This window comes from Telluria sp. GW821-FHT07G12 (genome assembly GCF_059418525.1).
Genome location: NZ_JBWKQA010000006.1, coordinates 239,777 through 265,150, shown reverse-complemented (window position 1 = coordinate 265,150; position 25,374 = coordinate 239,777). Strand labels below are relative to the sequence as shown.

Below are 25,374 nucleotides of genomic sequence, written 5' to 3'. Positions count from 1 at the left end.
GGCGTGCCCTACGGTCGCTACGTGCTGGCGGCAGCGGTGAGCGGGGGATAAAGCAGCCCGCGTTATACTCCGGCCTGAATCAATGTGCGTTCACGACCATGCCGGAAAGCCCCCCCGCGCCACTGCCAGAAGACCATCGCGTCCCCCGCGCACTTGCGGTGGCGGGGCTGCTGATCGTCGCCATCACCCTGGCCATCGGCGGCCTGCTGTACTCGAGTTACCACAGCACGGTGGAGCGCGAACAGACCAATTTGCGCAACCTGGCGGCGGCCTATGCCGCGCAGACCTATTACGCGATGCTGGCGCTGGACTCGCAGCTGGCGCGCGGCAGCGATAGCGCCGCCGCCGCGCCGCACGGCCAGCCGCAGGTCGAGCTAGGCGCACCGGCTGCAGACGGCCGGCACGCCACGATCACGCTGACCCGCAAGCTGCCGGGCGCGGACGGCGCCAGGACCGCCGTCATCGAAACCGGCGTCGACTATTTCCAGCGCATCTTCGCCTCGAGCGATCTTGGCAGCGGCGGCTCGGTGACCCTGCTGCGGCGCGACGGCCTCATGCTGGTGCGCAGCCCCACCTTGCCGCATGCCATCGGCCGCAACTTCCTGAACACGCCGCTGTTCCAGATCCACCTCCCGCGCAAGCCGGCCGGCGCCTTCGAGGCCACCAGCCCGACCGACGGCAAGCGCCGCCTGTACGGCTACAGCGCGGTCAGCGATTATCCGCTGGTAATCATCACCGGGCGCGACAAGGCCGACACCCTGGCGGTCTGGCGCGGCTGGCTGTGGGTCGGGGTGCTGGCCTGGCTGCTGCTGTCGTCGACGCTGGCGCTGCTGGCCTGGCGGATCGGACGCGAAGCCGAGCGCCAGTCGGCCCTGATCGGACGCCTGACGACCAGCGAGAACCGGCTGACCTGGCTGGCCGACTTCGACCCGCTGACCGGGCTGCCCAACCAGAACGGGCTGCGCCGCGCGCTCAGCGAGGCGACCACGGCCGCGGCCCGGAACGGCGGCCAGGTGGTGCTGCTCCTGGTGGCGCTCGAACGCCTGCATGAGGTGGGTGACCTGCTGGGCCACGAGGCCGGCGACGAGGCGGTGCGCGTGATCGCCGCGCGCATGCGCCGCCTGGCGCCGGAAGCGATGTGCCCGGCGCGCGTCAGGACCAACGAATTCGGCCTGCTGCTGCACAGCGCGCATCCCGGCCAGGCGGTCGACCACTTCGCCTTCGAGCTGCACGCCGTGCTGTCCGAACCGGTGCGCGTGCGCGAGCGCGAATTCCACCTGGAGCCGGTGATCGGGATCGCCGCGTATCCGCAGGATGCGGGCTCGGTCAACGAACTGATGCGCCTGGCCGACATCGCCAAGCACCGCGCGCGCGGCGACGCCGGCGAGCCGGTGCACTTCCATTCCGACGCCAGCCATTCCCACCTCGACGAACGTCTGCAGATCGAGGAGCAGCTGCGCCGTGCGCTGGAGCGCGGTGAATTCAGCCTGGCGTACCAGCCCAAGGTCGCGCTCGAGAGCGGGTGCATCGCCGGCTTCGAGGTGCTGCTGCGCTGGCACAATCCGCTGCTCGGCCATGTCTCGCCGGCGCGCTTCATCCCGATCGCCGAACAGACCGGCCTGATCGTCACGATCGGCAACTGGGTCTTGCGCAGCGCCTGCGAACAGGCGAGTGCCTGGCGCCGCGCGTACGGCTTCCAGCCCAGGGTGGCGGTCAACCTGTCGATCCGCCAGTTCTACCAGAAGGACTTGCTGCGCACCATCGAGGAGGCGCTGGCCGGCGCCGATTTGCCGCCCGACGCCCTGGAGCTGGAGATCACGGAGAGCATCGCCATGAGCCGCATCGACGTCGTCGAGCGCCTGCTGGCGGGCATCCGCGCGCTCGGGGTCGAGCTGGCCATCGACGATTTCGGCACCGGCTATTCGAGCCTGGCCTACCTGAAGCGCTTCCCGGTGCAGTGCCTGAAAATCGACCGCGCCTTCGTGCACGACCTCGGGCGCGACGCCGACAGCACGGCCATCGTGCGCGCGATCCTGGCGCTGGGCCATGGCCTGAACATGCGGATCGTTGCCGAAGGGGTGGAAACCCAGATGCAGCTGGCAATGCTGCGCGAACTCGGCTGCGACGAGGGCCAGGGTTATCTGTTTGCGCGCCCGCTCGAGGCGGCGGCGGTGCCGGCGCTGCTATTTACGCGAGATAGTCAAACGCCGACATCGGCTTGACCTGGCCGTTGCCGAACAGCGAGCTGCCGCCATAGCCGGCGCCGGCCAGCGCATACTGCTGCGCCATCATGGCCGCCTGGCGGCTGAGGGCATCGGTGATTTTTTCCTTCTTGTCGCTCAGCTTGTCGACTTCCTGCTGTACCGCGACCGCCTGGTTGGCCACCGCACCGCCGCTGGCGATCTGCTGGCCGGCGCGTTTGGCCATCTGCTCGGCCAGGCCGCCGCCGGATTTCACGAACAGGCCCATGACCCGCTCGGGGTCGCCGGCGATGGCCGTCTTCAGCTTGGCTTCATCCAGCACCAGGCTGCCGTTCCTGCGCGTGATGCCCATCGCGGCCAGCGTCTTGCCATCGGCGCCGTCGAGCAGCTGGCCCATTTGCACCGTCACCTGGTTCAAGGCAGTGTCGGCAGCCGCATCGCCGCTGCGCAATGCCGCCAGCTTGCCGCTCATGGTGTTGAAGGCGGAGACGAACTCCTTGACGTTGGCACCGATCGCGGCAGGGTCGCGCGCCACTTTCACCTCACTCTTGCCGATCGCGTTGAGGCTCAGCGAGACGCCGGCGATTGCCGTGTCGAGCTTGTTGGTGGCGGCGCTGACGGCCTTGCCGTCGACCGTCAATTGCGCGTCCTGGGCCGCGGTCTTCTGCGTCATCGCGCTGTTGATGCCAGGGCCGTAGGCAAACAGGCCCTGCAGCACCGGGTCGCCGCTGACGGCGATGCGCATGCCGCTGGCGGCGCCGCTCTTGCCGTTCAGGCTCAGCGCGTAGCCCTTGCCGTCCTGGACCACCTGGGCATCGAGGCCGGCGTCGCGCATGGCCTTGGCGATGCCGTCCAGGGTGTTGTTGCCGGCGTCGATCTTCAGGCTGGTGGAACCCGATCCGCTCTCGACCTTGATCACAGTGGCCGCCCCGGTACCCAGGGCCGCATCCTTGGCCGGCAGGGCCTTGCTGGCCAGCTGCTGGGCCTGGGCCAGTTGCTTGACCTCGACCGTGTGCGTCCCGGCCACGGCGCCGGCGCCGCTCAGCTTCGCATCGACGCCCTTGGCGCTGCTGCTGGCCGCCATGTCGAGCCCGCCCGAGGACAGATTGCCGACCGCAGTGCGGAAGCCATCCAGCGCCAGCGCCATCTTGCCGAGGCTGGACAGGCGCGCGTCATCGCGGCGCAACTGGGCGTCGATGGTCTTGAGACCCGGATTCTGGGCCATCAGGGACTTGGTGGCGCTGGTATAGAGGTCGGACAGGCGCCCGTTCGTGCCGCCCAGGCCCAGCGACGAGGTCGAGGTCGTGGTAGTCATGTCTGAATTATGCTCCAAGAAACAGTTCGCTAATGTAATTAATTGCACCAATCCGCCAGTTCGTCACACAGGGCGATTCTGCGTATTTCCAAATTGCATGTTCTGCTATGCTGGCGCGCCATGACCGAATTGAAAGACAATCAACGTGAACTCCACGGCTTCCGCACGCGCCTGACGCTGCTGGGCCTGTTCGTCTTCCTCTGTTTCTGCCTGCTGGCAGCCCGTTTCGTCTGGCTGCAAGTGGTCAAGCACGGTAAATACATGGCCCAGGCCGAGGACAACCGCATCGCCTTGGTGCCCATCGTCCCGAATCGCGGCCTGATCCTGGACCGCAAGGGCGTGGTCCTGGCCAGTAACTACTCGGCCTACACGCTCGAGATCACGCCCTCCAAGCTGGCGGCCGACCTCGACTCCGTGATCGACCAGCTGGCCAGGCTGGTCACGATCGAAGCCAAGGACAGGAAACGCTTCAAGCGCCTGCTGGAGGAGTCCAGGAATTTCTCCAGCGTCCCGATCCGCACCCGCCTGAGCGACGAGGAAGTCGCCCGCTTCACGGCCGAGCGCTTCCGCTTCCCCGGCGTTGAGGTGCAGGCGCGCCTGTTCCGCCAGTACCCGCTGGGCGAGGTGGCTTCGCACGTGCTGGGCTATATCGGCCGCATCAACCAGAACGAAGCGAAGGCGATCGAGGCCGGGGAGGATGCCGCCAACTACAACGGCACCGATCATATCGGCAAGGAAGGCATCGAGAAAAGCTACGAACGCCAGCTGCACGGGCAGACCGGCTACGAGGAAGTCGAGCGTTCGGCCGGCGGACGCGCGATCCGCACCCTGTCGCGCACACCCCCCAGGCCGGGCGCGAACCTGATCCTGTCGCTCGACATCGAGCTGCAGAAGGTGATCGAGGAGGCCTTCGGCGACAGGCGCGGCGCCCTGGTCGCGATCGAACCGGAAACCGGCGACGTGCTGGCCTATGTGTCGCGCCCCGGCTTCGACCCCAACCTGTTCGTCGACGGCATCGATCCGCAAAGCTGGAACGAGCTGAATACCTCGATCGACCATCCGCTGATGAACCGTCCGCTGTCGGGCACCTATCCGCCCGGCTCGACCTTCAAGCCCTTCATGGCGCTGGCCGCGCTGGAACTCGGCAAGCGGCGTCCCGAGCAGGGCATCCAGGACCCGGCTTTCTTCATGCTGGGCGGGCACCGCTTCAACGACGACGTCCCCGGCGGCCACGGTTACGTCGACATGTACCGCTCCATCGTGGTCTCGTGCGACACTTATTACTACCAGCTCGGCAACGAGATGGGCATCGACGCCATCAGCGGCTTCATGAAGCAGTTCGGTTTCGGCTCGGCCACCGGCATCGACCTCGAACATGAAAAGACCGGCGTGCTGCCTTCGCAGGAATGGAAGCGTGAGCGCTTCAGGAAGACCCGGGAGGCCCAGAAATGGGTGGGCGGCGACACCATCTCGATCAGCATCGGCAACGGCTACAACAACTACACCATGCTGCAGCTGGCGCACGCGGTGGCGACCCTGGCCAACGACGGCACCATCATGAAGCCGCACCTGGTCAAGATGCTGGAGGATGCGGCCAGCCACGCGCGCACGCCGACGGTGCCGCAGGCCTCGGGACGCATCCCGCTGAAGCAGGACAACGTCGACTTCATCAAGCGCGCCATGGTCGGGGTGACCACCGAGCAGGCCGGATCCGGCTACAAGGCCTTCCATGGCGCCAGCTATCTTGCCGGCGGCAAGACCGGCACGGCGCAGGTGGTGGGACTGAAAGGCGCGAAGTACAACCGCGGGATGACGCCGGAGCGCCTGCGCGACAACGGCCTGTTCATCGCCTTCGCGCCGGCCGACAAGCCAAAGATCGCGTTGGCGCTGGTGGTCGAGAACGGCGAGTGGGGCGCGGCATCGGCGGCGCCGATCGCGCGCAAGGCGCTCGATTACTACCTGCTCGGCAAGCGGCCCACGTCCCCTTAAGGCTTGTCTTTCGGGAGGATGCTGCTCAGGACCTGGCGCGCCACCCCGGCCAGCATCGAGCCTTCCTTCGGATCGCCCTTGGCAATGGTGCTCATCAAGGACCTGGCCTGTTCCAGCGTGATGTGCGAGGGCAGCGGCGGCACCTCGGGATCGGTCCGGAATTCCAGCAGCACCGGGCGGTCCGATGCGAAGGCCTCGCGCCAGGCGGTGGCGACTTCCTCCGGGTTGTCGCAATAGATGCCCTTCAGGCCGATCAGCTCCGCAAAGCGGTGGTAGGGCACGTCCGGGATGTTCTGGGTGGCCTCGAACTTGGGATTGCCTTCCATGACGCGCTGCTCCCAGGTCACCTGGTTCAGGTCCCCATTGTTGAAGACGCAGACGATCCACCTTGGATCCTTCCACAAGCGCCAGTACTTCGCCACCGTGATCAGCTCGGCCATGTTATTCATCTGCATGGCGCCGTCGCCGACCAGGGCAATCACGGGCCGGTCCGGATGCGCGAACTTGGCGGCGATCGCGTAGGGCACCGCCGCGCCCATCGAGGCCAGGCCGCCGGACAGCGAATACATCTGGCCGCGCTGCACGCGCAGGTCGCGCGCGAACCAGTTGGCGCAGGAGCCGGAGTCGCTGGTGACGATGGCGTCCGCCGGCAGCTGCGGCGACAGCTCCCAGGCCACGCGCTGCGGATTGAGGGGATGCGCCGGCTGCAGGGCGCGGTTCTCGAGCAGCTGCCAGGAATCCTTGACCTGTTCGACGACGTGGCGGCGCCACTCGCCGTCCTTCTGCTCGAGCAGCGGCAGCAGCAGGCGCAGGGTCTCGGCGCTGTCGCCGTGCAGATTGACCTCGGCCGGGTAGCGGATGCCCAGCATGGTCGGGTCGATGTCGATCTGCACCGCGCGCGCCTTGCCTTCCTCGGGCAGGAATTCCGCGTAGGGGAAGCCGGTGCCGATCATCAGCAAGGTGTCGCAGTGGTTCATCAGGTCCCAGCTGGCCTTGGTGCCGAGGATGCCGATCGAGCCCGTCACCCAGGGCAGGTCGTCGGGCAGGGCGGCCTTGCCCAGCAGGGCTTTCGCCGCGCCGGCCTGCAGGCGATCCGCCACGGCGATGATTTCGTCGGTGGCGTGCAGGGCGCCGGCGCCGACCAGGATCGCCACCTTCTTGCCGGCGTTGAGGACCTCGGCCGCGCGCCGCAGGTCGGCGTCCTGCGGAACGATGCGCGGCCTGCTGTAGCCGACGCCGGAGAACACCGAGCCGTGCTTGCGCGGGGGGTCTTCATAGGGTTTTTCCTGCAGATCGTTGGGCAGCACCAGCACGCCGATGCCGTTGCGGCCCAGGACCGTGCGCATCGCACGGTCGAGCAGGTGCCGCACTTGCGAGGGGACGGCCGCTTCGTGCACGTAGTCGGCCACGTCCTGGAACAGCCGGTCCAGGTTGACTTCCTGCTGGTAGTGGGCGCCGCGGGCGGTCTGCGCGGCCTGGCCGCAGATGGCGAGCACCGGCATGTGGTCCAGCTTGGCGTCATACAGCCCCGTCACCAGGTGGGCCGCGCCGGGGCCGCCGGTCGACAGGCAGACGCCGGGCTGGCCGGTGAACTTGGCGTGGGCCGAGGCCATGAAGGCGGCCATCTCCTCGTGCCGCACCTGGATGAACTCGATCTTGTTCTTCGCGCGCTGAAGGGCGCCAAGGACGCCGTTGATGCCGTCGCCGGGGTAGCCGAAGATGGTGCGCACGCCCCATTCGTACAGGCGTTCGACGAAGAAATCACCGACGGTTTTGCTCATGCTTTTCTCCTCAGTCTGCATTCCAGCGATGAGAAAAGCTTAGCATCGGGCGCCAAACGGCCGCGTTCCGTTACGCGCCCTTGAAGGGATTGCGCTCGTTCAGCTCATCGATATAGTCGTCGATGCCGCCGCTTTCGCGCTCCAGGAAGGTTTCCACCGCGTCCGAGAAGGAAGGATGCTTCAGCCAGTGCGCCGACCAGGTCCGGGTCGGCAGGAAGCCGCGCGCCATCTTGTGCTCGCCCTGGGCGCCGCCCTCGAACACCTGGATCTTCTGCTCGATGCAGAATTCCAGCGGCTGGTAGTAGGCGGTCTCGAAGTGCAGGCAGGGCACGTGTTCGAGGGCGCCCCAGTAGCGGCCATAGAGCGTGGTGTCGTCGTGCACGACCAGCGACGAGGCGATCGGGGACCCATCACGCTCGGCGATGACGAGCAGGAGATTGCCAGGCATCTCGCGCCCGATGCGCCGGAAGAAGTCCAGGTTCAGGTAGGGCTTGGAAAAATGCTCGGCATAGGTGTGGCGGTAGCAGCGCGTGAAGAAGCGCCAGTCCTCGTCCGTGGCATCGATGCCGCGTACCCGCCGCATCGTCACGCCGGCTTCCAGCACCTTGCGCCGCTCGGCGCGGATGTTCTTGCGCTTTTTCTGCTCCAGCGTGGCCAGGAATTCCTCGAAGTCCGCGTAGCCGGCATTCATCCAGTGGAACTGCACGCCGCTGCGCAGCAGATAGCCGGCCTCGCCCAGCTGCTTCGCCTGCTCGTCGGGCGGGAACAGGATGTGGGTCGACGATACGTCCGACGCCTGCTGGGTCGCCTGCAGCACGGCGATCAGGGCGGCGCGCGCGGCGGCATCGACCGCCATCAGGCGCGGCCCGGTCACCGGCGTGAACGGGATGGCGCTCAGCAGCTTGGGGTAGTAATCGAGGCCGTGGCGCTGGTAGGCATCGGCCCAGGCCCAGTCGAACACGTATTCGCCGTAGGAGTGTCCTTTCACGTAGAGGGGCAGGGCGGCGGCGAGCTCGTCGCCGTCGTAGAGGACGATGAACTGCGGTTGCCAGCCGGTATCCGGGGTGGCGCTGCCGGATTCGTGCAGCGCGTGCAGGAAGGCATACGAGAGGAAGGGGTTGGGGCTGGACTGCCGGGCTAGCAGCCCGTCCCAGGCCGCCTGGCCGACTTCAAGCAGGGAAGAAGCGATATGCGTGCGATAATTCAAGATGACTTCCGAATAATGAAAAGCTGAACATGGATAAGCGATTCTTCAACCTGTATTCGCACGACTTTGCGCGCGTTGCAGTGGCCAGCCCGCGCTGCCGCGTCGCCGACCCGGCCTTCAACGTCCAGGAGACCCTGCGCCTGGCGAAGGAAGCGGCCGAGCAGGGCGCCGCCCTGATCGCCTTCCCGGAATTGGGCCTGTCCGCCTACAGCTGCGACGACCTGTTCCACCAGCGCGCGCTGCTCGAAGCCGTGGTCGACGCCCTGGGCCAGGTGGTCGAGGCCTCGAAAACCCTGCCGCTGGCCATGGTCGTCGGCGCGCCGCTGCGCCTGAACCATACGCTGTTCAATTGCGCGGTGGTGGTGGCCGGCGGCCGCATCCTGGGCGTGGTGCCGAAGTGCTACCTGCCCAATTATGGCGAATTTTACGAAAGCCGGCAGTTCAGTGCGGCGGACAACGCGGCCGTGGACCGTATCACGCTGCTGGGCCAGGACGTGCCCTTCGGTCCCGAGCAGATCTTCGAGCTGGAAAATAACCCCCTGTTCCGCGTCCACGTCGAGATCTGCGAAGACGTCTGGGTGCCGGTGCCGCCGTCCTCCTTCGCGGCGCTGGCCGGCGCCACCGTGCTGGTCAACCTGTCGGCCTCCAACGTGGTGGTGGGCAAGAGCGGCTACCGGCACCAGCTCGTGAGCCAGCAGTCGGCGCGCTGCCTGGCGGCCTATCTGTACACCTCGGCCGGCCTGGGCGAATCGACCACCGACATGTCCTGGGACGGGCAGTCGCTGATCTACGAAAAGGGCGATCTGCTGGCCCAGTCCGAGCGCTTCCTGCAGGACTCGCACCTGATCCTGGCCGACGTCGACCTGGAGCGCCTCTCGCTCGACCGCATGCACACGACCACCTTCGCGCAGTCGGTGCGCCGCCATGCCGCCGAAGTCGACAAATTCCGCACGACGCGCTTCGCGCTGGCGCTGCCGACCGACAGGGACCTGCCGCTGAACCGCACCATCGAGCGCTTCCCCTACGTGCCGGCGGACGGCAAACGCCGCGACGAGCGCTGCACCGAGGTCTACAACATCCAGGTCCAGGCCCTGCTGCAGCGCCTGCAGTCCTCCGGCCACAAGAAGGTCGTGATCGGCATCTCGGGCGGCCTGGATTCCACGCATGCGCTGCTGGTCTGCGCCAAGGCCATGGACCGCCTCGGCCTGCCGCGCACCAACATCCTCGCCTACACCATGCCCGGCTTCGCCACCAGCCAGCGGACGCTCGACCAGGCGCGCCAGCTGATGGAAGTGGTGGGCGCGACGGCGCATGAAATCGACATCCGCCCCAGCTGCATCCAGATGCTGAAGGACCTCGGCCATCCCTATGCCGAGGGCAAGGAAGAATACGACGTCACCTTCGAGAACGTGCAGGCGGGCGAACGCACCAGCCACCTGTTCCGGCTGGCGAACCACCACCATGCGATCGTGATCGGCACCGGGGATCTCTCGGAGCTGGCGCTGGGCTGGTGCACCTACGGCGTGGGCGACCACATGTCGCACTACAACGTGAACGCCAGCGTGCCCAAGACCCTGATCTCGCACCTGGTGCGCTGGGTGGCGGATACGAAGCAGATCGGGGAGAGCGGCGCCGACGTCCTGATCAAGGTGCTGGAAACCGAGATCAGCCCGGAACTGGTGCCGGGCAAGACCGGCGACCAGGGCAGCAAGCCATCCCAGGTGACCGAAGACTTCATCGGCCCCTACGAGCTGCAGGACTTCAACCTCTACTACACGCTGCGCTATGGCTTTACGCCGACCAAGGTCGCCTTCCTCTCGTACAGCGCCTGGAGCAAGCGCGACGTCGGGCCCTGGCCGGAAGGCGGCAGCCCGGCGCGCAACGAATACGGCCTCGCGGCGATCAAGAAAAACCTGGGCATCTTCCTGTGGCGCTTCTTCAAGACCAGCCAGTTCAAGCGCTCCTGCGTGCCGAACGGGCCGAAGGTGGGCAACGGCGGGTCGCTCTCGCCACGCGGCGACTGGCGCGCCCCCAGCGATTCCGAAGCCACGGTGTGGATGGAACAGCTGGCCAAGATTCCGGACCAAGAATAACCAACCAGGAGAAAACCATGAAACAGATTACCTGCGTGATCAAACCCTTCAAACTGGACGAAGTGCGTGAGGCGCTGGCCGAAGTGAACGTCACCGGCCTCACCGTGACCGAGGTGAAGGGCTTCGGCCGCCAGAAGGGCCATACCGAGCTGTACCGCGGCGCCGAATACGTGGTCGATTTTTTGCCAAAGGTAAAAATTGAGGTGGTGGTCGACGACAACATGACGGAACAGGTGGTGGACGCCATCATCAAGGCGGCCCGCACCGGCAAGATCGGTGACGGCAAGATTTTCGTGCAGGAAGTGGAGCAGGTGATCCGCATCCGCACCGGAGAAACGGGCCCGGACGCGGTCTGAATCGCTCTTGTCCTCCGCGCCGGCCTCATGTTACATTCCTTGTTTAAATGTTACATGAGGCCAGTGGCCGAACAGATGCGTGGATGAGTTGACGGGAAAACATATACTGGTGGTCGACGACGAAGAGGCCGTCGGCTACGTCTTCGAGCGCTACCTTTCGATCAAGGGCTACCGCGTGTCGGTGGCCGCCAGCGGGGAAGAGGCCCTCGAGGCCTACCAGGCCGACCCGCCCGACCTGGTCATTACCGACTACAAGATGCCGGGCATAAACGGCGACGAACTGCTGCGCCGCCTGCGCGCGCTGCAGCCCGGGCTGCCGGCCGTGATGATCTCGGCCAATCCGATCGACGTCGGCCCGACGCTGGACGAAGTCGTATTCTTCCCGAAGCCGGTCTCGCTCGAGACCCTGGTGGCGCACCTCGAAACGGTGCTCTGATTGCGGGCAGTCGGCTAGCGACCGACCTGCACGTTGAACTTCCAGGTCAGCAGGCGCAGGCCGCTGATGAAGAGGGCGCTCGACCACAGCGCGAAATCGTGGGGGAAGCCGTACATGCCCATCAGCAGGAACAGCCAGTTGCCGACGAAGGCGCAGATCGCGTAAGGTTTGCCGTCGCGGAAGACCATCGGCACCTCGTTGCAGACGATGTCGCGCAGCACACCGCCGAAGATCCCCGTGATCACGCCCATCATCGAGGCGATGAAGAGCGGCATGTGGGCATCCAGCGCCGACGACACGCCGGCCACCGAGAACAGTCCCAAGCCCACCGCGTCGGCAATCACGATCAGGCGCTCGGACACCATGTGGCGCAGGGTCTTCATGAGCGGCGAGGCGACCATGGCCAGCACGAAGATCAGGATCGCGTACTCCTCGTGCTGGACCCAGAACAGCGGGCGCTTGTCGAGCAGGATGTCGCGCAGGGTGCCGCCGCCGAATGCGGCGATGAAGGCGACGGTGAACACGCCGACCAGGTCCATGCGCTTGCGCCGCGCTTCGATGAAGCCGGAGAAGGCGCCCACCAGGATCGCCATGATTTCGATGAATTTTATGAGGGTCATGCAGAGCCGGGCTGGTGGCGATGTTGCTAGCCTAACATGCCCGGCCCGACAGTGTCAGCGCATTACTGCGGCCCGGCCAGCGGCAGCTGCATGGTGAACGTGACCCGTCCGCTGCCGGCCGCCGCGGCCTCGTAGCGGTAGGCGATCTCGCCCTGGTGCTCGCGCACGATCTGCTGGGCGATGTACAGGCCCAGGCCCATGCCGGTGCGGTTGCGCGGATTGTTCAGCGAGCTGCGCTTGAAGGGATTGAACAGCCCGGACTCGATCTCGTGCGGAATCGGCGCGGCGGCATTCGCGACGGAGACCATCGCCTGGCCGTCGTCCTGCCACAGGCGGATCTCGATCGGCTGGTTCGGCTCGCCGTGGTGGCGCGCATTGCTCAGCAGGTTGGACAGCACCTGGCCCAGGCGGCTGCTGTCGGCCATCACGGTGGCCGGGCAGACGACTTGCAGCTCGTAGACGATGGTCGGGTACGCCATGCGCGCTTCTTCCACCATGTCTTCCACCAGCGCCGCAAGGTCTACGGGCTCCAGGGTCACGCCCAGCGCCAGGCCGCGGTCGATGCGGCTCATGTCCAGCACCTGGCCGATCATGCGCTGCATGCGGTTGCTGGACGACTGGATGCGCTTGCCCAGGGTGGTGCTCTTGTCGCCGGTGACGGTCTTTTCCAGCACCATGCCGGCCATGTTGATGGAGTGGAGCGGATCGCGCAGGTCGTGGCCCAGCATCGCCAGCAGCTGGGCGCGTGTGGCTTCGGTTTGCGCGCGGCGCGCGTTCGAGACCCGGGCCAGCTCGGCCAGGGTCATGCGAGCATGGGTCATCACGCCGTCTTCCCATTCGTGGGCGCAGCCACGCACGGTCTCGTGCCAGGCGTCGAAAGAACCGCGCGGGGTCAGGCGCTCGCCCAGCGGACCGAACTGGCGGCTCTTGTCCGGCTTGCCGCCCCAGGCGACTTCCTCGATCTGCTCATGGCGCAGCAGCAGGCACCAGCCGCTGCTGGGCGGGTCGTACGGCAGGCCAAGCAGGCCGACCCACTTTCCCAGGGTGTCACGCGCCTCCTCGGGCCAGTCGCCGACACAGCGGCGCGTCAGGAGTTCATGCGTAGCCTGCGGCAGGGTGGCGACGATGCGTTCGCCACATTCCTGGTCGATGCCGCGGCAGACCACGCGGCCGAACTGGGTGGCGATCATGGCCTGCGCGCGCGCCGCTTCCATCATGCCGTCGGCGTGCTCGATCAAAGCCTCGAGCGGGTCTTCTTCCAGCAGCAGCGATTCGACCAGGCTGGTGCGCACCTTGGCCGCGCGTTCGACCAGCGCCGACTCTTCGCGCGATTCCAGGCTCTGGACGGTGGACGCGATCACCTGGGCCAGCACGTCGGCCGCCATCCGGATCGAGTAGGGCACGCGCTTCGGGCGCATGTGGTGGCAGGCGATCAGGCCCCACAGGCGACCGTTGACGACGATCGACACGCTCATCGAGGCGCTGACGCCCATGTTCTGTAGATATTCGACGTGGATCGGCGAGACGCTGCGCAGCACCGCGAAGCTCAGGTCCAGCGGTGCGCTGCCCGGCGCACCGAGCAGTGGAACCGCATGGTAGGTAACGTCGGCGATCATGCGCAGGGTGTTCAGCACGTACAGGCGGCGCGCCTGGGGCGGAATGTCGCCGGCCGGATAGCGCTGGCCGAGAAAGGGCGTGAGGTCCTCGCGGCGCGCCTCGGCCACCACGTCGCCGCTGTCGTCCGGGCGGAAGCGGTAGGCCATCACGCGGTCGAAGCCGGTGAATTCGCGCACCGAGCGCACGGCGGTCTCGAGCAGCGCGTCGACCGATTTCTGGCGGCGCAGGCGGTCGATCGAGCTGTGCGCCTTGATGGCGAACTGGGCGACGGCATCGATGGCGACTTCGCGCGCTTCGAACTCGGCGATGACGCGGCCTTCATGGGCATGGACCACGCAATCGTAGTCGGCATCTTCGATCACGATGGCGGTGAACATCGGCGCGGTCTCGCCTTCGCTCATATTGTCCAGGCATTCCTGGATCAATTCAGTGACATCGGCTGGCAGGCCCAGCGCACCGAAGAGGCGGCCGGCTTCGAGCGGCAGGGCAAGCATGGCGCGGGCGTTATCGCTCCAGCCTTCGAGCTCGCCTGCGGTGGTGAAGAAAATCAGCGCTCCATGCGGCTGTATCGAACCTGGTACGTGGATCGGTTCATCTGCACAGTTAAGCAGGTCGACACGCGCCGGGGTGCCCATCGGCACTGGAGTACTGGACTTCAATTCGCATTATCCCTTCGCATGCAGGACCGGAGCGGCGCTGCTTAGACTGAATTTTACAACTTCCATACAGAACCCGCCCGGCGTTTTTCAACGAGACACAACAGTTCAACGTAGTCGAAAGGAATTATGCGAAAAATTTGAACAAATGGATTCAGTCTTCTTGCTCCAGCGCGGGGCGAAGCAGGACAACCAGGGCGCCATTGCCGCCGTCGGTGCGGTTCGCCACGCAGAAGGCGACCGTCTCGGCGGTCTGCACCAGCCAGCTGTGGACCATGCCGCGCAGGACCGGTTCGCCGCCCGCCGAGCCGTAGCCGACGCCGTGGATGATGCGCACGCAGCGCACCCCGTTCCTGGCCGAGCGGCGCAGGAAGGCATCCACCATGCGCCGCGCCAGGTCGCGCGTGTAGCCGTGCAGGTCGAGTTCGTCCTCCACCTGCCAGTGGCGCTTGCGCAGCTTCTTGACGACGTCCGGGCCGACGCCGGGCGCCGCCCAGCTGAGGGTCGGGTCTTCGTCGAGCAGGCCGTCGACGTCGAACTGGTCGGACAGCATCGATTCCTTCATCACCGCCGCGATTTCTTCCTCGTCGGTGCGGAATTGCGTGGGGCGCTGACCCGTTGCAGACGCGCGCAGCTCGGCTTCCTGGGCCGGGCGCCAGACGTAGCGGTCCGATTCCGGCATCGGCGTGACATCCTTCACGGCCGCGCGGAACTCCACCGCGCGCTCGCGTTCGATGCGTTCGCGCCGCTCGCGCACGGCCTTTTCGATGGCGCGCTGGCGCTGATCTTCCTTGAGCTGGTCGCGCAAGGATTTGAGATCGGAGAAGTCTTTCAAGCCCGCCATCGTTGCTACCTATACAAACACGTCATCCCCGCGCAGGCGGGGATCCAAGTTGTTATTCCAACGCTTCCAGATAACGTTGTGCATCCAGCGCCGCCATGCAGCCCGTGCCCGACGAGGTGATCGCCTGGCGGTAGATGTGGTCCTGGACGTCGCCGGCCGCGAACACGCCTTCGACGCTGGTCGCGGTGGCCATGCCTTCGGTGCCGCTGCGGGTCTTGATGTAGCCGTTGTGCATTTCCAGCTGGCCGTCGAAGATGCCGGTGTTCGGCTTGTGGCCGATCGCCACGAACAGGCCGTGCACGGTGATGTCCTTGGTGGCGTCGCCGGCGCTCGACTTCAGGCGCAGGCCGGTCACGCCGCTGGCGTCGCCCAGCACCTCGTCCAGGGTCTGGTTCAGCTCCAGCACGATCTTGCCTTCCTCGACCTTGTGCATCAGGCGGTCGACCAGGATCGGCTCGGCGCGGAACTTGTCGCGGCGGTGGATCAGGGTGACTTTGCTTGCAATGTTGGACAGGTACAACGCTTCCTCGACCGCGGTATTGCCGCCGCCGATCACCGCCACTTCCTGGTTGCGGTAGAAGAAACCGTCGCAGGTGGCGCAGGCGGACACGCCTTTACCCATGAATTCCTGCTCGCTCGGCAGACCCAGGTACTGGGCCGAGGCGCCGGTGGCGATGATCAGGGCGTCGCAGGTGAACTCGTGCGAATCGCCGACCAGGCGGATCGGCTTCTCGTTCAGGAAGGTCGTGTGGATGTGGTCGAACACGATCTCCGTATTGAAACGCTCGGCGTGCTGCAGCAGGCGCTGCATCAGTTCCGGGCCCTGGACGCCCAGCGGATCGCCCGGCCAGTTCTCGACATCGGTCGTCGTCATCAGCTGGCCACCCTGTTCGACGCCGGTCACCAGCATCGGATTCAAGTTGGCGCGGGCGGCGTAGACGGCGGCGCTGTAGCCGGCTGGGCCGGAACCGAGGATCAGGACTTTGGCGTGTTTGCGAGTGGTCATTGCAGGAATTCGTCTTATTGGTGAGGAGGGAAACTGGGGCTGAGAAGCCCTTTTATCAAGGGGAGTTGTGGCGCACATTATAGTCGATGATGCAAGCGAGCATGAATCATGGGCCCTCCCGGCAATCTATCGCGTAGAATGGTCGATCTTTGGGGAAACTACCCCGCAGCATCCGTTTCAATCAGCATGAGCAAGAATAGTCAATCGACAACTTCGACCTACACACGCAAGCCTGCGCCGCCGCGGCATCCGATGCCGAACCGGCTGGTGCGCCTGCTGTCGGAAGCGCGCTGGCTGGCCACGGCCGTGGCCCTGCTGTACTTCGTCCTCATATTACTCAGCTATAACAAGGCCGATCCGGGCTGGTCGCACGAAGCCGCGGTGCCGCACGTGGTCAACCTCGGCGGCCGCGCGGGCGCCTGGCTGGCCGACCTGCTGCTGTTCATCTTCGGCTTTTCCGCCTGGTGGCTGTGCGTCTGCTTCGCGCGCGCCGTGTGGAAGGGCTACCGCCGCCTGCACAACCGCTTCGTGATCGAGGCCGCCGAGCCCGAACCCGAGCACCAGGGCGAGGCGGTGGTCCGCTGGATCGGCTTTGCCCTGATGTTCGCGGGCAGCGTCGGCCTCGAATACCTGCGCATGTGGACCCTGAAGGTGGAACTGCCGCGCGCCCCCGGCGGCGTGCTGGGCCAGCTGATCGGCCATGGCGCGCATGCCGCCTTCGGCTTCACCGGCGCTACGCTGCTGCTGTTGCTGCTGTTCGGTCTGGGCTTCTCCTGGTACTTCCAGGTGTCCTGGCTGGCCGTGGCCGAGCGCATCGGCGGCTCGATCGAGGCGAGCTACGAGTGGTTCCGCCTGCGCTACGAAGACCGCGAAGACCGCCGCCACGGCGAAGTCGCCGCCAGCCGCCGCGACGAGGTCGTGGTGAACGAGCGCGCCAAGTACGTCGAGAAGCATGCCGCGCCGGCCCCGGCCCTGGCGTCGAAGGCCGAGCCGCAGCTGGAAGACGGCGACGAGGCGCCGGCGCCGGGCTTCCTGGCCAAGGTCATGTCCAAGGTCTCCGCCAAAGGCGACAAGGCCGGTAAGGAGCCGAAGCTGGATGCGAAGCTCGAGCCGCGCGCCGAGCCGATGCTGGACGAGGATATCGACGAGGATGGTGTGGTGACACCGCGTGCGTCTGCGCCTGCGTACCGCGAGCCTGCGCTCCCGGCCGCGCCGGCCGCTTCGCCCACCGCCGCCGCCCCCGCGCTGGCGCCGATCAAGATCGAACCCCAGGTGGTCAGCGTGCCGCGTTCCGAGCGCGCCGAGAAGGAAAGGCAGAACGTCCTGTTCCAGGGCATGCCGGGCGATTCGCCTCTGCCGCCGATCAGCCTGCTGGACGAAGCGCCGCCGGCCCAGGAAACGGTCGCCATCGAGACCCTGGAATTCACCAGCCGCCTGATCGAGAAGAAGCTGTCCGACTTCGGCGTCGAAGCCAAGGTGGTCGCCGCTTATCCGGGCCCGGTCGTGACCCGCTACGAAATCGAGCCGGCCACCGGCGTGAAGGGCAGCCAGATCGTCAACCTTGCGCGCGACCTGGCGCGTTCGCTGTCGCTGACCTCCATCCGCGTGGTCGAGACGATCCCCGGCAAGAACTACATGGCGCTGGAGCTGCCGAATCCGAAGCGCCAGATCGTGCGCCTGTCGGAGATCGTCGGCTCCAAGGTGTATGGCGACAGCGCCTCGGCGCTGACGGTCGCGCTGGGCAAGGACATCGCCGGCAAGCCGGTTTGCGCCGACCTGGCCAAGATGCCGCACCTGCTGGTGGCCGGTACCACCGGCTCCGGTAAGTCGGTCGGCATCAACGCCACCATTCTGTCGCTGCTGTACAAATCCGACCCGGACGACGTGCGCCTGATCCTGATCGACCCGAAGATGCTGGAGATGTCGGTGTACGAAGGCATTCCGCACCTGCTGGCGCCGGTCGTGACCGACATGCGCCAGGCCGGCCATGCGCTGAACTGGGCGGTGAACGAGATGGAGCGCCGCTACAAGCTGATGTCCAAGCTGGGCGTGCGTAACCTGGCCGGCTACAACGCCAAGATCCTGGAAGCGGCCAAGCGGGAAGAGCACATCCCGAATCCGTTCTCGATCGTGCCGGACAATCCCGAGCCGCTGGAAAAGCTGCCGACCATCGTCATCATCATCGACGAACTGGCCGACCTGATGATGGTGGTCGGTAAGAAGGTCGAGGAACTGATCGCCCGTATCGCGCAGAAGGCGCGCGCGGCCGGTATCCACTTGATTTTGGCTACCCAGCGGCCGTCGGTGGACGTGATCACGGGCCTGATCAAGGCGAACATCCCGACCCGTATCGCCTTCCAGGTGAGCTCGAAGATCGACTCGCGCACGATTCTGGACCAGATGGGCGCCGAGACCCTGCTGGGCATGGGTGACATGCTCTACATGCCGCCGGGGACCGGCCTGCCGATCCGCGTGCACGGCGCCTTCGTCTCCGACGACGAAGTGCATCGAGTTGTAAAACATCTGCAATCGACTGGCGAACCGAATTACATTGAAGGCATCCTCGAAGGCGGCACGCTCGAAGAGGGCGGTGGCGGCGCCGACGGCGCGGCGGCGGGCGAGGGTGGCGGCGAATCCGACGCCCTGTACGACCAGGCCGTGCAGGTCGTGCTGAAGAACCGCAAGGCCTCGATCTCGCTGGTGCAGCGCCACCTGCGCATCGGCTACAACCGCGCGGCCCGTCTGATCGAACAGATGGAGCAGAGCGGGCTGGTATCGCCGATGCAGTCGAACGGCAACCGCGACATCCTGGTGCCGGCGACCAGCGCGGAGTAATGGCGGGGCGATCCGGCGTGATGCGTGGGCACCCTGTGCCCACGTGTTCAACCATCGCCCGAAACGCCGCGCCGCCTTCATGAACATATATTAATAAGGATAAAACGATGACCATGAAGCTGAAACTCACCCTGGGCGGCCTGCTGGCCGCCACCACCTTCGCCCTGAGCGGCGCGGCCAGCGCCGGCGCCCTCGACCAGTTCAAGACCTTCGTCGCCGGCACCAAGGCGGCGCGCGGCGAGTTCACCCAGACCCAGGTCCGCAGCAAGCCGGGCGCCAAGACCCCGCCGCCGTCGACCGGCACCTTCGTGTTCGCCCGCCCCGGCAAGTTCATCTGGACCTACCAGAAGCCTTACGAACAGGTGCTGCAGGCCGACGGCGACATGCTCTACGTCTACGACAAGGACCTGAACCAGGTCACCACCCGCAAGCTCGGCAACGCCCTGGGCAGCTCGCCGGCCGCAATCCTGTTCGGCAGTAACGACCTGGAAAAGAACTTCACCCTGGTCGAAGCCGGCGCCCGCGACGGCATGGAGTGGATGACCGCGACCCCGAAGGCCAAGGACACGACCTTCGAGAGCATCGGCATCGGCATGAAGGACGGCGTGCCGCAGGCGATGGAGCTGAAGGATTCCTTCGGCCAGACCTCGGTGCTGAAGTTCACCAACTTCCAGCGCAACCCGCAACTGGGCGCCCAGCACTTCAAGTTCGACGTCCCGAAAGGGGCCGAGGTGGTCAGCCAGTGAGGCAGGGCCTTGCCGGGCTGACCATCGCATCCGCCCTGGTCGGCTTGCAGGAAGCGTCCGCCGCGGCCCAGATGCCGCCGGCGCCCACGACCCTCACGCCACCCAAGACCTGCGCGGGACCGCAATACCCGCGCGAGGCGATCCGCTACGAACTCGAAGGCATCACCACGCTGCGCTTCCAGCTCGCGCCCGACGGCCATGTCAGCGAGGTGCAGGTCGCCAAATCGAGCGGCTGGGCGCTGCTCGATGATGCCGCGATCCGCACCATCCAGGCCTGCAGCTTCCCGCCCGCGCAGGCCGCAAAGGCCGGCGGCGCCGCGCTGCCGGTCCAGTATGTCTGGAGCCTCGACGGCGAACACAGCATCCGTCCGCACCTGGTGCCGGGCAGCTGTCCGGCCAGCGGCCGCTTCGTCCGTTTCCAGGCCTACGACAAGACGCCCAGCGGCCCGGACGGCGTCAAGGTGCGCCTGCTGGTCGACGCGCAGGGGCAGCCGCGTGGCGTCAAGACCGAGGGTATCGTCCTGCCGCCGCAGACCTTCGATGCGCTCATCAAGTATGTGGAAAGCTGCCGTTTCGGCTTCGACCCGGAGCTCAAGGGGCAGCGTACCGATACCGTCTACGGCCGGGTCGTCCTGAGCCAATAAGGCCGGCTCAGTAGATCTGCGTGCGCAGGTCGATGTGTTTGCGCGGCGTGAGCTCGAGCAGGGCCTTGTCGGTCGGACTATCCAGCAGCGCCACCCACACCGTGTGCTCTTCGAAGAAATAGGAACGGTTCGAGCCGCCTATGGACGCTTGGAAGCGCCCGTTCCAGTCGATGCGCACCGCTTCGCCGACGCTGCCTGTGAACAGGGGAGCGGGCAGGTGGCCCGGCCAGGCTGTCGTCAACATGCTGGGGAAAGGACGGGCCAGGCGCACTTCGAAACCGTCGCCGCGCCTGCGCACCCCCACGTTGTCGGGCCGGATCGGCAAGTCCCGCGCCCAGGCCGGGTCCATGATGGCGCGCATCCGCTGCAGCTGCTCGAAGCCGTTTTCCTCGAAGGCCGCCACCTCGTGCCGCAGCGTGCCCTCGTTGAGCAGCTGGGGCAGCAGGTGTACGCGCGGGACCGCTAGCCTGGGGCCGGCGTCCGCCGCGGCGCGCGTGGCCTTGGTCCAGCGCAGCCAGGTGTCCTGCATGATGAGTACGGGTCCGGGCATGGGTATGGGCATGGGTTTAAAAGGCTGGAAAGATTGATTATATAAGCCCAGGCTCATCGGCTATACTTATGTTTTTGATAATGGGCATTCGCCATGCGACCACGCCATGCAGCCATCCTGACCCTGCTTGCACTGGCAGGCGCGAACGCCGCCGCGCAGGCGCCGACGCAGAAAGATACCGATCCGCTGGCCGGAAGCCTGGAATATCGCCAGCCGGCCGGCAAGCCCAAATACCCGATCGGTGACTGCGGCAAGGTAAGCTGGCCGCGCGAAGCCATGCGTTACGAGCTGGTCGGCGTGGCCACGGTCGGCTACAAGCTGCTGCCGGATGGCAGCGTGAGCGACGCAAGGGTCATCAAATCCAGCGGCTGGGGCATCCTCGACGATGCGACCATAGCGCTCGCCAACGGTTGCAGGTACACGCCCCAGCAGGCGGCCGAGGCCGCGGGGCAGGAGCTGCCGCTGCAATTCGTCTGGACGCTGGATAGCAGGCCGCGCGTGTTTGCCGGCCTGGTCCCCGGAAGCTGCGGAAGCGCCGGACGATTTGCCGGGTTCGCAGCTTTCGATCTCCAGTTCACGGACGAGAAAGGCATGAAGGTGCGCTTCCTGCTCGACCAGGCCGGCGCGCCGCGCGCACTGAAGGTGGAGGGCGCGAGCGTCAGCTCCGAACTGGCTGGCGAGGTCGCCGCTTACCTGGCGAACTGCCGCTTCGCCTTCGATCCGGCTGCCGGGGCGGGCAAGCGCAGCGACGCCATGTGGGGCAGCGTACTGCTGCGCTGAGTACCGGGCGGGTCGCCATCGGCTACACTACGCCCCATGGACAACCGCGACCTATTCAAGAACGAACCCGCAGCGCCGCTGGCCGAGGCCCTGCGCCCCAAGACCATCGCCGAGGTCATCGGCCAGAGCCACCTGCTGGGGCCGGGCAAGCCGCTCAACCTGGTATTCCAGTCGGGCCGCCCGCACTCGATGATCCTGTGGGGCCCGCCGGGCGTCGGCAAGACCACGCTGGCGCGCCTGACCGCGAACGCCTTTGACTGCGAGTTCATCGCGCTGTCGGCCGTGCTGTCGGGCGTGAAGGACATCCGCGCATCGATCGAACAGGCCGAGCACTTCCTGGCCGGCGGCAAGCACACCATCCTCTTCATCGACGAGATCCACCGCTTCAACAAGTCGCAGCAGGACGCCTTGCTGCCCTTCGTGGAATCGGGGCTTGTGACGCTGATCGGCGCCACCACCGAGAACCCGTCCTTCGAAGTCAATTCGGCGCTGCTGTCGCGTTCCCAGGTGTATGTGCTGAAAGCGCTCAACGACGACGAGATGCGCCAGCTGCTCAAGCGCGCGCAGGAGCGCGTGCTGCAGGACCTGCAGTTCGAGGAAGTCGCGGTCGATACCCTGGTCGGCTATGCGGACGGCGACGCCCGCCGCTTCCTGAATCTGCTAGAGCAGACCAAGACCTCGGCCGACACCGCCGGCGTCACGCAGATCACGCGCGAGTTCGTCGAGAATGCGCTGACCCTGAACGCGCGCCGCTTCGACAAGGGCGGCGACAACTTCTACGACCAGATCTCGGCCCTGCACAAATCGGTGCGCGGCTCGCATCCGGACGCGGCCCTGTACTGGCTGTGCCGCATGCTCGACGGCGGCGCCGACCCGAAGTACCTGTCGCGCCGCATCGTGCGCATGGCCTGGGAAGACATCGGCATCGCCGACCCGCGCGCTATCCAGCTCGCCAACGACGCCGCCGAGACCTTCGAGCGCCTCGGTTCGCCCGAAGGCGAGCTGGCGCTGGGCCAGGCCGTGATCTATCTCGCCATCGCCGCCAAGAGCAATGCCGGCTACAACGCCTTCAACGCGGCCATGGCTTTCGTCCGCAAGGACAAGTCGCGCGAGGTGCCGGTCCACCTGCGTAACGCGCCGACCAAGCTGATGAAGGAACTCGGCTACGGCCACGCCTACCGCTACGCCCACGACGAGCCGAACGCCTACGCCGCCGGCGAGACCTATCTGCCGGAAGGGATGCCCGAGCCGGGCTGGTACCAGCCGGTGCCGCGCGGGATCGAGGCGAAGATCGCCGACAAGCTGGCCTGGCTGCGCAGCCTGGACGACGAAGCGCGCGGGGAAAACAAGGGGGAGTAGGGGGCTGGACCCGCTTTTTCGCAGTTCATTCCGTGTTTTGGGCAATCCGTCGCAAGTCGATGGAGGTCCGGGGTTCGAATCGGTAAAGTTCAACCATACCGAATCACTTAACGAATCAACCGAACCCAAAGGAGCACATCATGAAACTGCGTAAAAACCTCGAAGCCGTCTTCCTCGTCGCCGCCGTCGTGACCAATTTCGCCAGCTACGCCGTGGCCTCGGCCCAGGCCCCGGAAGTCGTCCGCGCCGCCCCGGCAGCCGCCGTCATCGACCAGAAGGTGCCGGTGGTCGTGGTCAAGGCGCATCGCCTGAGCGCTGCAGAGAAAGCCGCACTGAACTAAGCTGTACAGCGATTCATCGTAAGGTCGATGAATCTGGCGGACCTGGAGCCTGTCGGCTTGGTACAATTGCGCATTCGATAAAACCAAGCGCAACCATCTCCGACAATGATTGACATCCAACTTCTCCGCAAAGACATCGACACCGTCGCCGCCCGACTGGCGACCCGCAAGTTCCAGCTCGACGTCGCCGGCTTCAACGCCCTCGAGGCAGAGCGCAAGGCGATCCAGACGCGCACCGAGGAACTGCAGGGCAAGCGCAACAGCCTGTCCAAGCAGATCGGCATGCTGAAGGGCAAAGGCGAAGACACCAGCGCCGTGATGGCGGAAGTGGCCGGCATCGGCGACGAGCTGAAGGCCAACGAAGTGGCCCTCGCCGAGGTGCAGGAGAATGTGGCGCGCTTCATGGAAGCGATCCCGAACCTGCCGCACGAGTCCGTGCCTGTTGGCCAGGATGAGTCGGGCAACGTCGAAGTACGCAAGGTCGGCACCCCGCGCAGCTTCGATTTCGAAGTGAAAGACCACGTCGACGTCGGCAGCCCGCTGGGCCTGGACTTCGACACCGCGACCAAGCTGACCGGCTCGCGCTTCTCGGTCATGAAGGGCGGCATCGCCAGACTGCACCGCGCGCTGGCCCAGTTCATGCTGGACACCCATACCGGCCAGCACGGCTACACCGAGTGCTACACCCCCTACATGGTCAACGAGGCCTCGCTGCGCGGCACCGGCCAGCTGCCGAAGTTCGGCGAAGACCTGTTCGCCGTGAAGAAGGGCGGCGTCGAAGGCGAGGGCGAGAATTTCTACCTGATCCCGACCTCGGAAGTCTCGCTGACCAACATGGTGCGCGACGAGATCGTGCCGCTGGACCAGCTGCCGATCAAGGTCACCGCCCACACCCCGTGCTTCCGCTCGGAAGCGGGCAGCTACGGCCGCGACACCCGCGGCATGATCCGCCAGCACCAGTTCGACAAGGTCGAGCTCGTGCAGATCGCGCATCCGGAAAAATCGTACGAAGCGCTGGAAGAGATGGTCGGCCAGGCCGAATTCATCCTGAAGAGCCTGGGCCTGCCCTACCGCGTAATGTCGCTGTGCACCGGCGACATGGGCTTCGGCGCCGCCAAGACCTACGACCTGGAAGTCTGGCTGCCCGCCCAAAACACCTACCGCGAGATCTCCTCGCTGTCGAACACCGAAGCCTTCCAGGCCCGCCGCATGCAGGCCCGCTTCCGCAATGCGCAGAACAAGCCGGAACTCGTCCACACCCTGAACGGCTCCGGCCTGGCGGTCGGCCGCACGCTGGTGGCTGTGCTGGAGAACTTCCAGCAGGCGGACGGCAGCGTGGTGGTGCCGGAAGTGCTGCGCCCGTACATGGGCGGCCTCGAGCGCCTGTCGCCTGCCTGAGCGCGCGTGTAAATAGCTCTTCCGTTTTCGCAAGAGGCTGCTATAATGTGGCCTCTCGCGAATACAGCGACCGGTTACCAGGAGAGGTGGCAGAGTGGTCGAATGTACCTGACTCGAAATCAGGCGTACGGGTGACCGTACCGTGGGTTCGAATCCCACCCTCTCCGCCAAGACAAAGAAAAAGGCTCCCCTCGGGGAGCCTTTTTCTTTTGGCGGAGAGGAGGGGAGCGCCTGCGCGCTCCCCGTGTGGGATTCGAAGGGCTGGGCCTACGAGCCCAGCCCTCTTCGAATCGCCCATCTGCTGCCGCCCGGAGGGACGGCAGCCCCGCGCGCCGAGGGCGCGCGCTCGTCCATCTGACTTTGCAAGGCAAGAAAACCACTGCCAAAGCACCTTGCGAGAATCCCAAGCACCCCCTATAATGCGTGCTCTCGCGAATACAGCGACCGGTTACCAGGAGAGGTGGCAGAGTGGTCGAATGTACCTGACTCGAAATCAGGCGTACGGCGTACGGGTGACCGTACCGTGGGTTCGAATCCCACCCTCTCCGCCAAACATGGACGATGTTGAAATAAACTGTCCAAAACAAAAGGCTCCCTCGG

20 protein-coding genes and 2 tRNA genes are annotated in these 25,374 nt (G+C 65.9%); 14 read left to right on the top strand and 8 right to left on the bottom strand.

What is annotated here, in order from left to right:
* Window positions 1-98: 98 nt before the first annotated feature.
* On the top strand, window positions 99-2,222 hold the full coding sequence (locus tag AC07PE_RS22170) for a putative bifunctional diguanylate cyclase/phosphodiesterase (RefSeq protein WP_498768512.1): 2,124 nt from the start codon (window positions 99-101) through the stop codon (window positions 2,220-2,222).
* Here AC07PE_RS22170 and fliD read toward each other — a convergent pair.
* A complete protein-coding gene (gene fliD, locus AC07PE_RS22165; protein WP_498768510.1) occupies window positions 2,188-3,516 on the bottom strand; it encodes a flagellar filament capping protein FliD in 1,329 nt (442 codons plus the stop codon). The two genes, AC07PE_RS22170 and fliD, sit on opposite strands and share 35 nt — an antisense overlap.
* A 120-nt stretch (window positions 3,517-3,636) precedes the next feature.
* On the opposite strand from fliD, the gene mrdA reads away from it, so the two are divergent.
* Window positions 3,637-5,505, top strand: coding sequence for a penicillin-binding protein 2 (gene mrdA, locus AC07PE_RS22160; RefSeq protein WP_498768508.1), 1,869 nt, complete (start codon window positions 3,637-3,639; stop codon window positions 5,503-5,505).
* Here the strand turns inward: mrdA and AC07PE_RS22155 are convergent.
* Both AC07PE_RS22155 and AC07PE_RS22150 read right to left on the bottom strand, forming a co-directional pair.
* The gene (locus tag AC07PE_RS22155) at window positions 5,502-7,286 is read right to left on the bottom strand and encodes a thiamine pyrophosphate-requiring protein (RefSeq protein WP_498768506.1); all 1,785 of its coding nucleotides are present in this window, start codon (window positions 7,284-7,286) and stop codon (window positions 5,502-5,504) included. The genes mrdA and AC07PE_RS22155 overlap by 4 nt on opposite strands.
* 70 nt (window positions 7,287-7,356) lie before the next feature.
* Window positions 7,357-8,493: a GNAT family N-acetyltransferase gene (locus AC07PE_RS22150; protein WP_498768504.1), complete on the bottom strand. Its 1,137-nt coding sequence runs from the start codon at window positions 8,491-8,493 to the stop codon at window positions 7,357-7,359.
* Window positions 8,494-8,522: 29 nt separating this feature from the next.
* Between AC07PE_RS22150 and AC07PE_RS22145 the strand changes: the two genes are divergently transcribed.
* The 3 genes from AC07PE_RS22145 to AC07PE_RS22135 all read left to right on the top strand — a co-directional run bounded on the left by AC07PE_RS22145 (window position 8,523) and on the right by AC07PE_RS22135 (window position 11,378).
* The gene (locus AC07PE_RS22145; protein ID WP_498768502.1) at window positions 8,523-10,586 is read left to right on the top strand and encodes an NAD(+) synthase; all 2,064 of its coding nucleotides are present in this window, start codon (window positions 8,523-8,525) and stop codon (window positions 10,584-10,586) included.
* 17 nt (window positions 10,587-10,603) lie between these two features.
* Complete coding sequence (locus AC07PE_RS22140) at window positions 10,604-10,942, top strand: P-II family nitrogen regulator (protein WP_230027168.1); 339 nt, start codon at window positions 10,604-10,606, stop codon at window positions 10,940-10,942.
* Window positions 10,943-11,051: 109 nt separating this feature from the next.
* Complete coding sequence (locus tag AC07PE_RS22135) at window positions 11,052-11,378, top strand: response regulator (RefSeq protein ID WP_498768499.1); 327 nt, start codon at window positions 11,052-11,054, stop codon at window positions 11,376-11,378.
* 14 nt (window positions 11,379-11,392) lie between these two features.
* Here the strand turns inward: AC07PE_RS22135 and AC07PE_RS22130 are convergent, their stop codons facing one another.
* From AC07PE_RS22130 to trxB, 4 genes are all read right to left on the bottom strand, one after another.
* Complete coding sequence (locus AC07PE_RS22130; RefSeq protein ID WP_498768497.1) at window positions 11,393-11,998, bottom strand: trimeric intracellular cation channel family protein; 606 nt, start codon at window positions 11,996-11,998, stop codon at window positions 11,393-11,395.
* Between the two features lie 62 nt (window positions 11,999-12,060).
* Window positions 12,061-14,274 (bottom strand): ATP-binding protein, encoded by a 2,214-nt coding sequence (locus AC07PE_RS22125; protein WP_498768495.1) that lies wholly within the window; start codon window positions 14,272-14,274, stop codon window positions 12,061-12,063.
* A 151-nt stretch (window positions 14,275-14,425) separates the two neighbouring features.
* Window positions 14,426-15,115, bottom strand: coding sequence for a Smr/MutS family protein (locus AC07PE_RS22120; protein ID WP_498768493.1), 690 nt, complete (start codon window positions 15,113-15,115; stop codon window positions 14,426-14,428).
* 52 nt (window positions 15,116-15,167) lie between these two features.
* Window positions 15,168-16,121 carry a thioredoxin-disulfide reductase gene (gene trxB, locus AC07PE_RS22115; RefSeq protein ID WP_498768491.1) on the bottom strand — a complete coding sequence of 318 codons (954 nt, stop codon included), beginning with the start codon at window positions 16,119-16,121 and terminating at the stop codon, window positions 15,168-15,170.
* Window positions 16,122-16,307: 186 nt separating this feature from the next.
* Between trxB and AC07PE_RS22110 the strand changes: the two genes are divergently transcribed.
* The 3 genes from AC07PE_RS22110 (at window position 16,308) to AC07PE_RS22100 (ending at window position 20,346) form a co-directional block, all read left to right on the top strand.
* On the top strand, window positions 16,308-18,956 hold the full coding sequence (locus AC07PE_RS22110) for a DNA translocase FtsK (protein WP_498768489.1): 2,649 nt from the start codon (window positions 16,308-16,310) through the stop codon (window positions 18,954-18,956).
* Window positions 18,957-19,069: 113 nt separating this feature from the next.
* Window positions 19,070-19,702, top strand: a complete 633-nt coding sequence (lolA, locus tag AC07PE_RS22105; RefSeq protein WP_498768487.1) for an outer membrane lipoprotein chaperone LolA — start codon at window positions 19,070-19,072, stop codon at window positions 19,700-19,702.
* Complete coding sequence (locus AC07PE_RS22100) at window positions 19,699-20,346, top strand: energy transducer TonB (protein ID WP_498768485.1); 648 nt, start codon at window positions 19,699-19,701, stop codon at window positions 20,344-20,346. Before lolA ends, AC07PE_RS22100 begins: the two co-directional genes overlap by 4 nt.
* 7 nt (window positions 20,347-20,353) lie before the next feature.
* Here the strand turns inward: AC07PE_RS22100 and AC07PE_RS22095 are convergent, their stop codons facing one another.
* Entirely contained in the window at window positions 20,354-20,896 is a 543-nt protein-coding gene (locus tag AC07PE_RS22095) for a hypothetical protein (RefSeq protein WP_498768483.1), read from the bottom strand.
* Between the two features lie 93 nt (window positions 20,897-20,989).
* Between AC07PE_RS22095 and AC07PE_RS22090 the strand changes: the two genes are divergently transcribed.
* From AC07PE_RS22090 to AC07PE_RS22065, 6 genes are all read left to right on the top strand, one after another.
* Window positions 20,990-21,676 (top strand): energy transducer TonB, encoded by a 687-nt coding sequence (locus AC07PE_RS22090; protein ID WP_498768481.1) that lies wholly within the window; start codon window positions 20,990-20,992, stop codon window positions 21,674-21,676.
* A 36-nt stretch (window positions 21,677-21,712) separates the two neighbouring features.
* A complete protein-coding gene (locus tag AC07PE_RS22085; protein ID WP_498768479.1) occupies window positions 21,713-23,035 on the top strand; it encodes a replication-associated recombination protein A in 1,323 nt (440 codons plus the stop codon).
* A 140-nt stretch (window positions 23,036-23,175) separates the two neighbouring features.
* Complete coding sequence (locus AC07PE_RS22080) at window positions 23,176-23,376, top strand: hypothetical protein (protein ID WP_498768477.1); 201 nt, start codon at window positions 23,176-23,178, stop codon at window positions 23,374-23,376.
* 105 nt (window positions 23,377-23,481) lie between these two features.
* Complete coding sequence (serS, locus tag AC07PE_RS22075; RefSeq protein ID WP_498768475.1) at window positions 23,482-24,774, top strand: serine--tRNA ligase; 1,293 nt, start codon at window positions 23,482-23,484, stop codon at window positions 24,772-24,774.
* 80 nt (window positions 24,775-24,854) lie between these two features.
* Window positions 24,855-24,944 (top strand) — tRNA-Ser (locus tag AC07PE_RS22070).
* Between the two features lie 284 nt (window positions 24,945-25,228).
* Window positions 25,229-25,325 (top strand) — tRNA-Ser (locus AC07PE_RS22065).
* Window positions 25,326-25,374: the final 49 nt, after the last annotated feature.

Bases quoted from the DNA above. Each gene is read 5' to 3' on its own strand.
- AC07PE_RS22170 (WP_498768512.1), top strand. From the start codon at position 99: ATGCCGGAAAGCCCCCCCGCGCCACTGCCAGAAGACCATCGCGTCCCC.
- fliD (WP_498768510.1), bottom strand. From the start codon at position 3,516: ATGACTACCACGACCTCGACCTCGTCGCTGGGCCTGGGCGGCACGAAC.
- mrdA (WP_498768508.1), top strand. From the start codon at position 3,637: ATGACCGAATTGAAAGACAATCAACGTGAACTCCACGGCTTCCGCACG.
- AC07PE_RS22155 (WP_498768506.1), bottom strand. From the start codon at position 7,286: ATGAGCAAAACCGTCGGTGATTTCTTCGTCGAACGCCTGTACGAATGG.
- AC07PE_RS22145 (WP_498768502.1), top strand. From the start codon at position 8,523: ATGGATAAGCGATTCTTCAACCTGTATTCGCACGACTTTGCGCGCGTT.
- AC07PE_RS22140 (WP_230027168.1), top strand. From the start codon at position 10,604: ATGAAACAGATTACCTGCGTGATCAAACCCTTCAAACTGGACGAAGTG.
- AC07PE_RS22130 (WP_498768497.1), bottom strand. From the start codon at position 11,998: ATGACCCTCATAAAATTCATCGAAATCATGGCGATCCTGGTGGGCGCC.
- AC07PE_RS22120 (WP_498768493.1), bottom strand. From the start codon at position 15,115: ATGGCGGGCTTGAAAGACTTCTCCGATCTCAAATCCTTGCGCGACCAG.
- trxB (WP_498768491.1), bottom strand. From the start codon at position 16,121: ATGACCACTCGCAAACACGCCAAAGTCCTGATCCTCGGTTCCGGCCCA.
- AC07PE_RS22110 (WP_498768489.1), top strand. From the start codon at position 16,308: ATGAGCAAGAATAGTCAATCGACAACTTCGACCTACACACGCAAGCCT.
- lolA (WP_498768487.1), top strand. From the start codon at position 19,070: ATGAAGCTGAAACTCACCCTGGGCGGCCTGCTGGCCGCCACCACCTTC.
- AC07PE_RS22095 (WP_498768483.1), bottom strand. From the start codon at position 20,896: ATGCCCGGACCCGTACTCATCATGCAGGACACCTGGCTGCGCTGGACC.
- AC07PE_RS22090 (WP_498768481.1), top strand. From the start codon at position 20,990: ATGCGACCACGCCATGCAGCCATCCTGACCCTGCTTGCACTGGCAGGC.
- AC07PE_RS22085 (WP_498768479.1), top strand. From the start codon at position 21,713: ATGGACAACCGCGACCTATTCAAGAACGAACCCGCAGCGCCGCTGGCC.
- AC07PE_RS22080 (WP_498768477.1), top strand. From the start codon at position 23,176: ATGAAACTGCGTAAAAACCTCGAAGCCGTCTTCCTCGTCGCCGCCGTC.
- serS (WP_498768475.1), top strand. From the start codon at position 23,482: ATGATTGACATCCAACTTCTCCGCAAAGACATCGACACCGTCGCCGCC.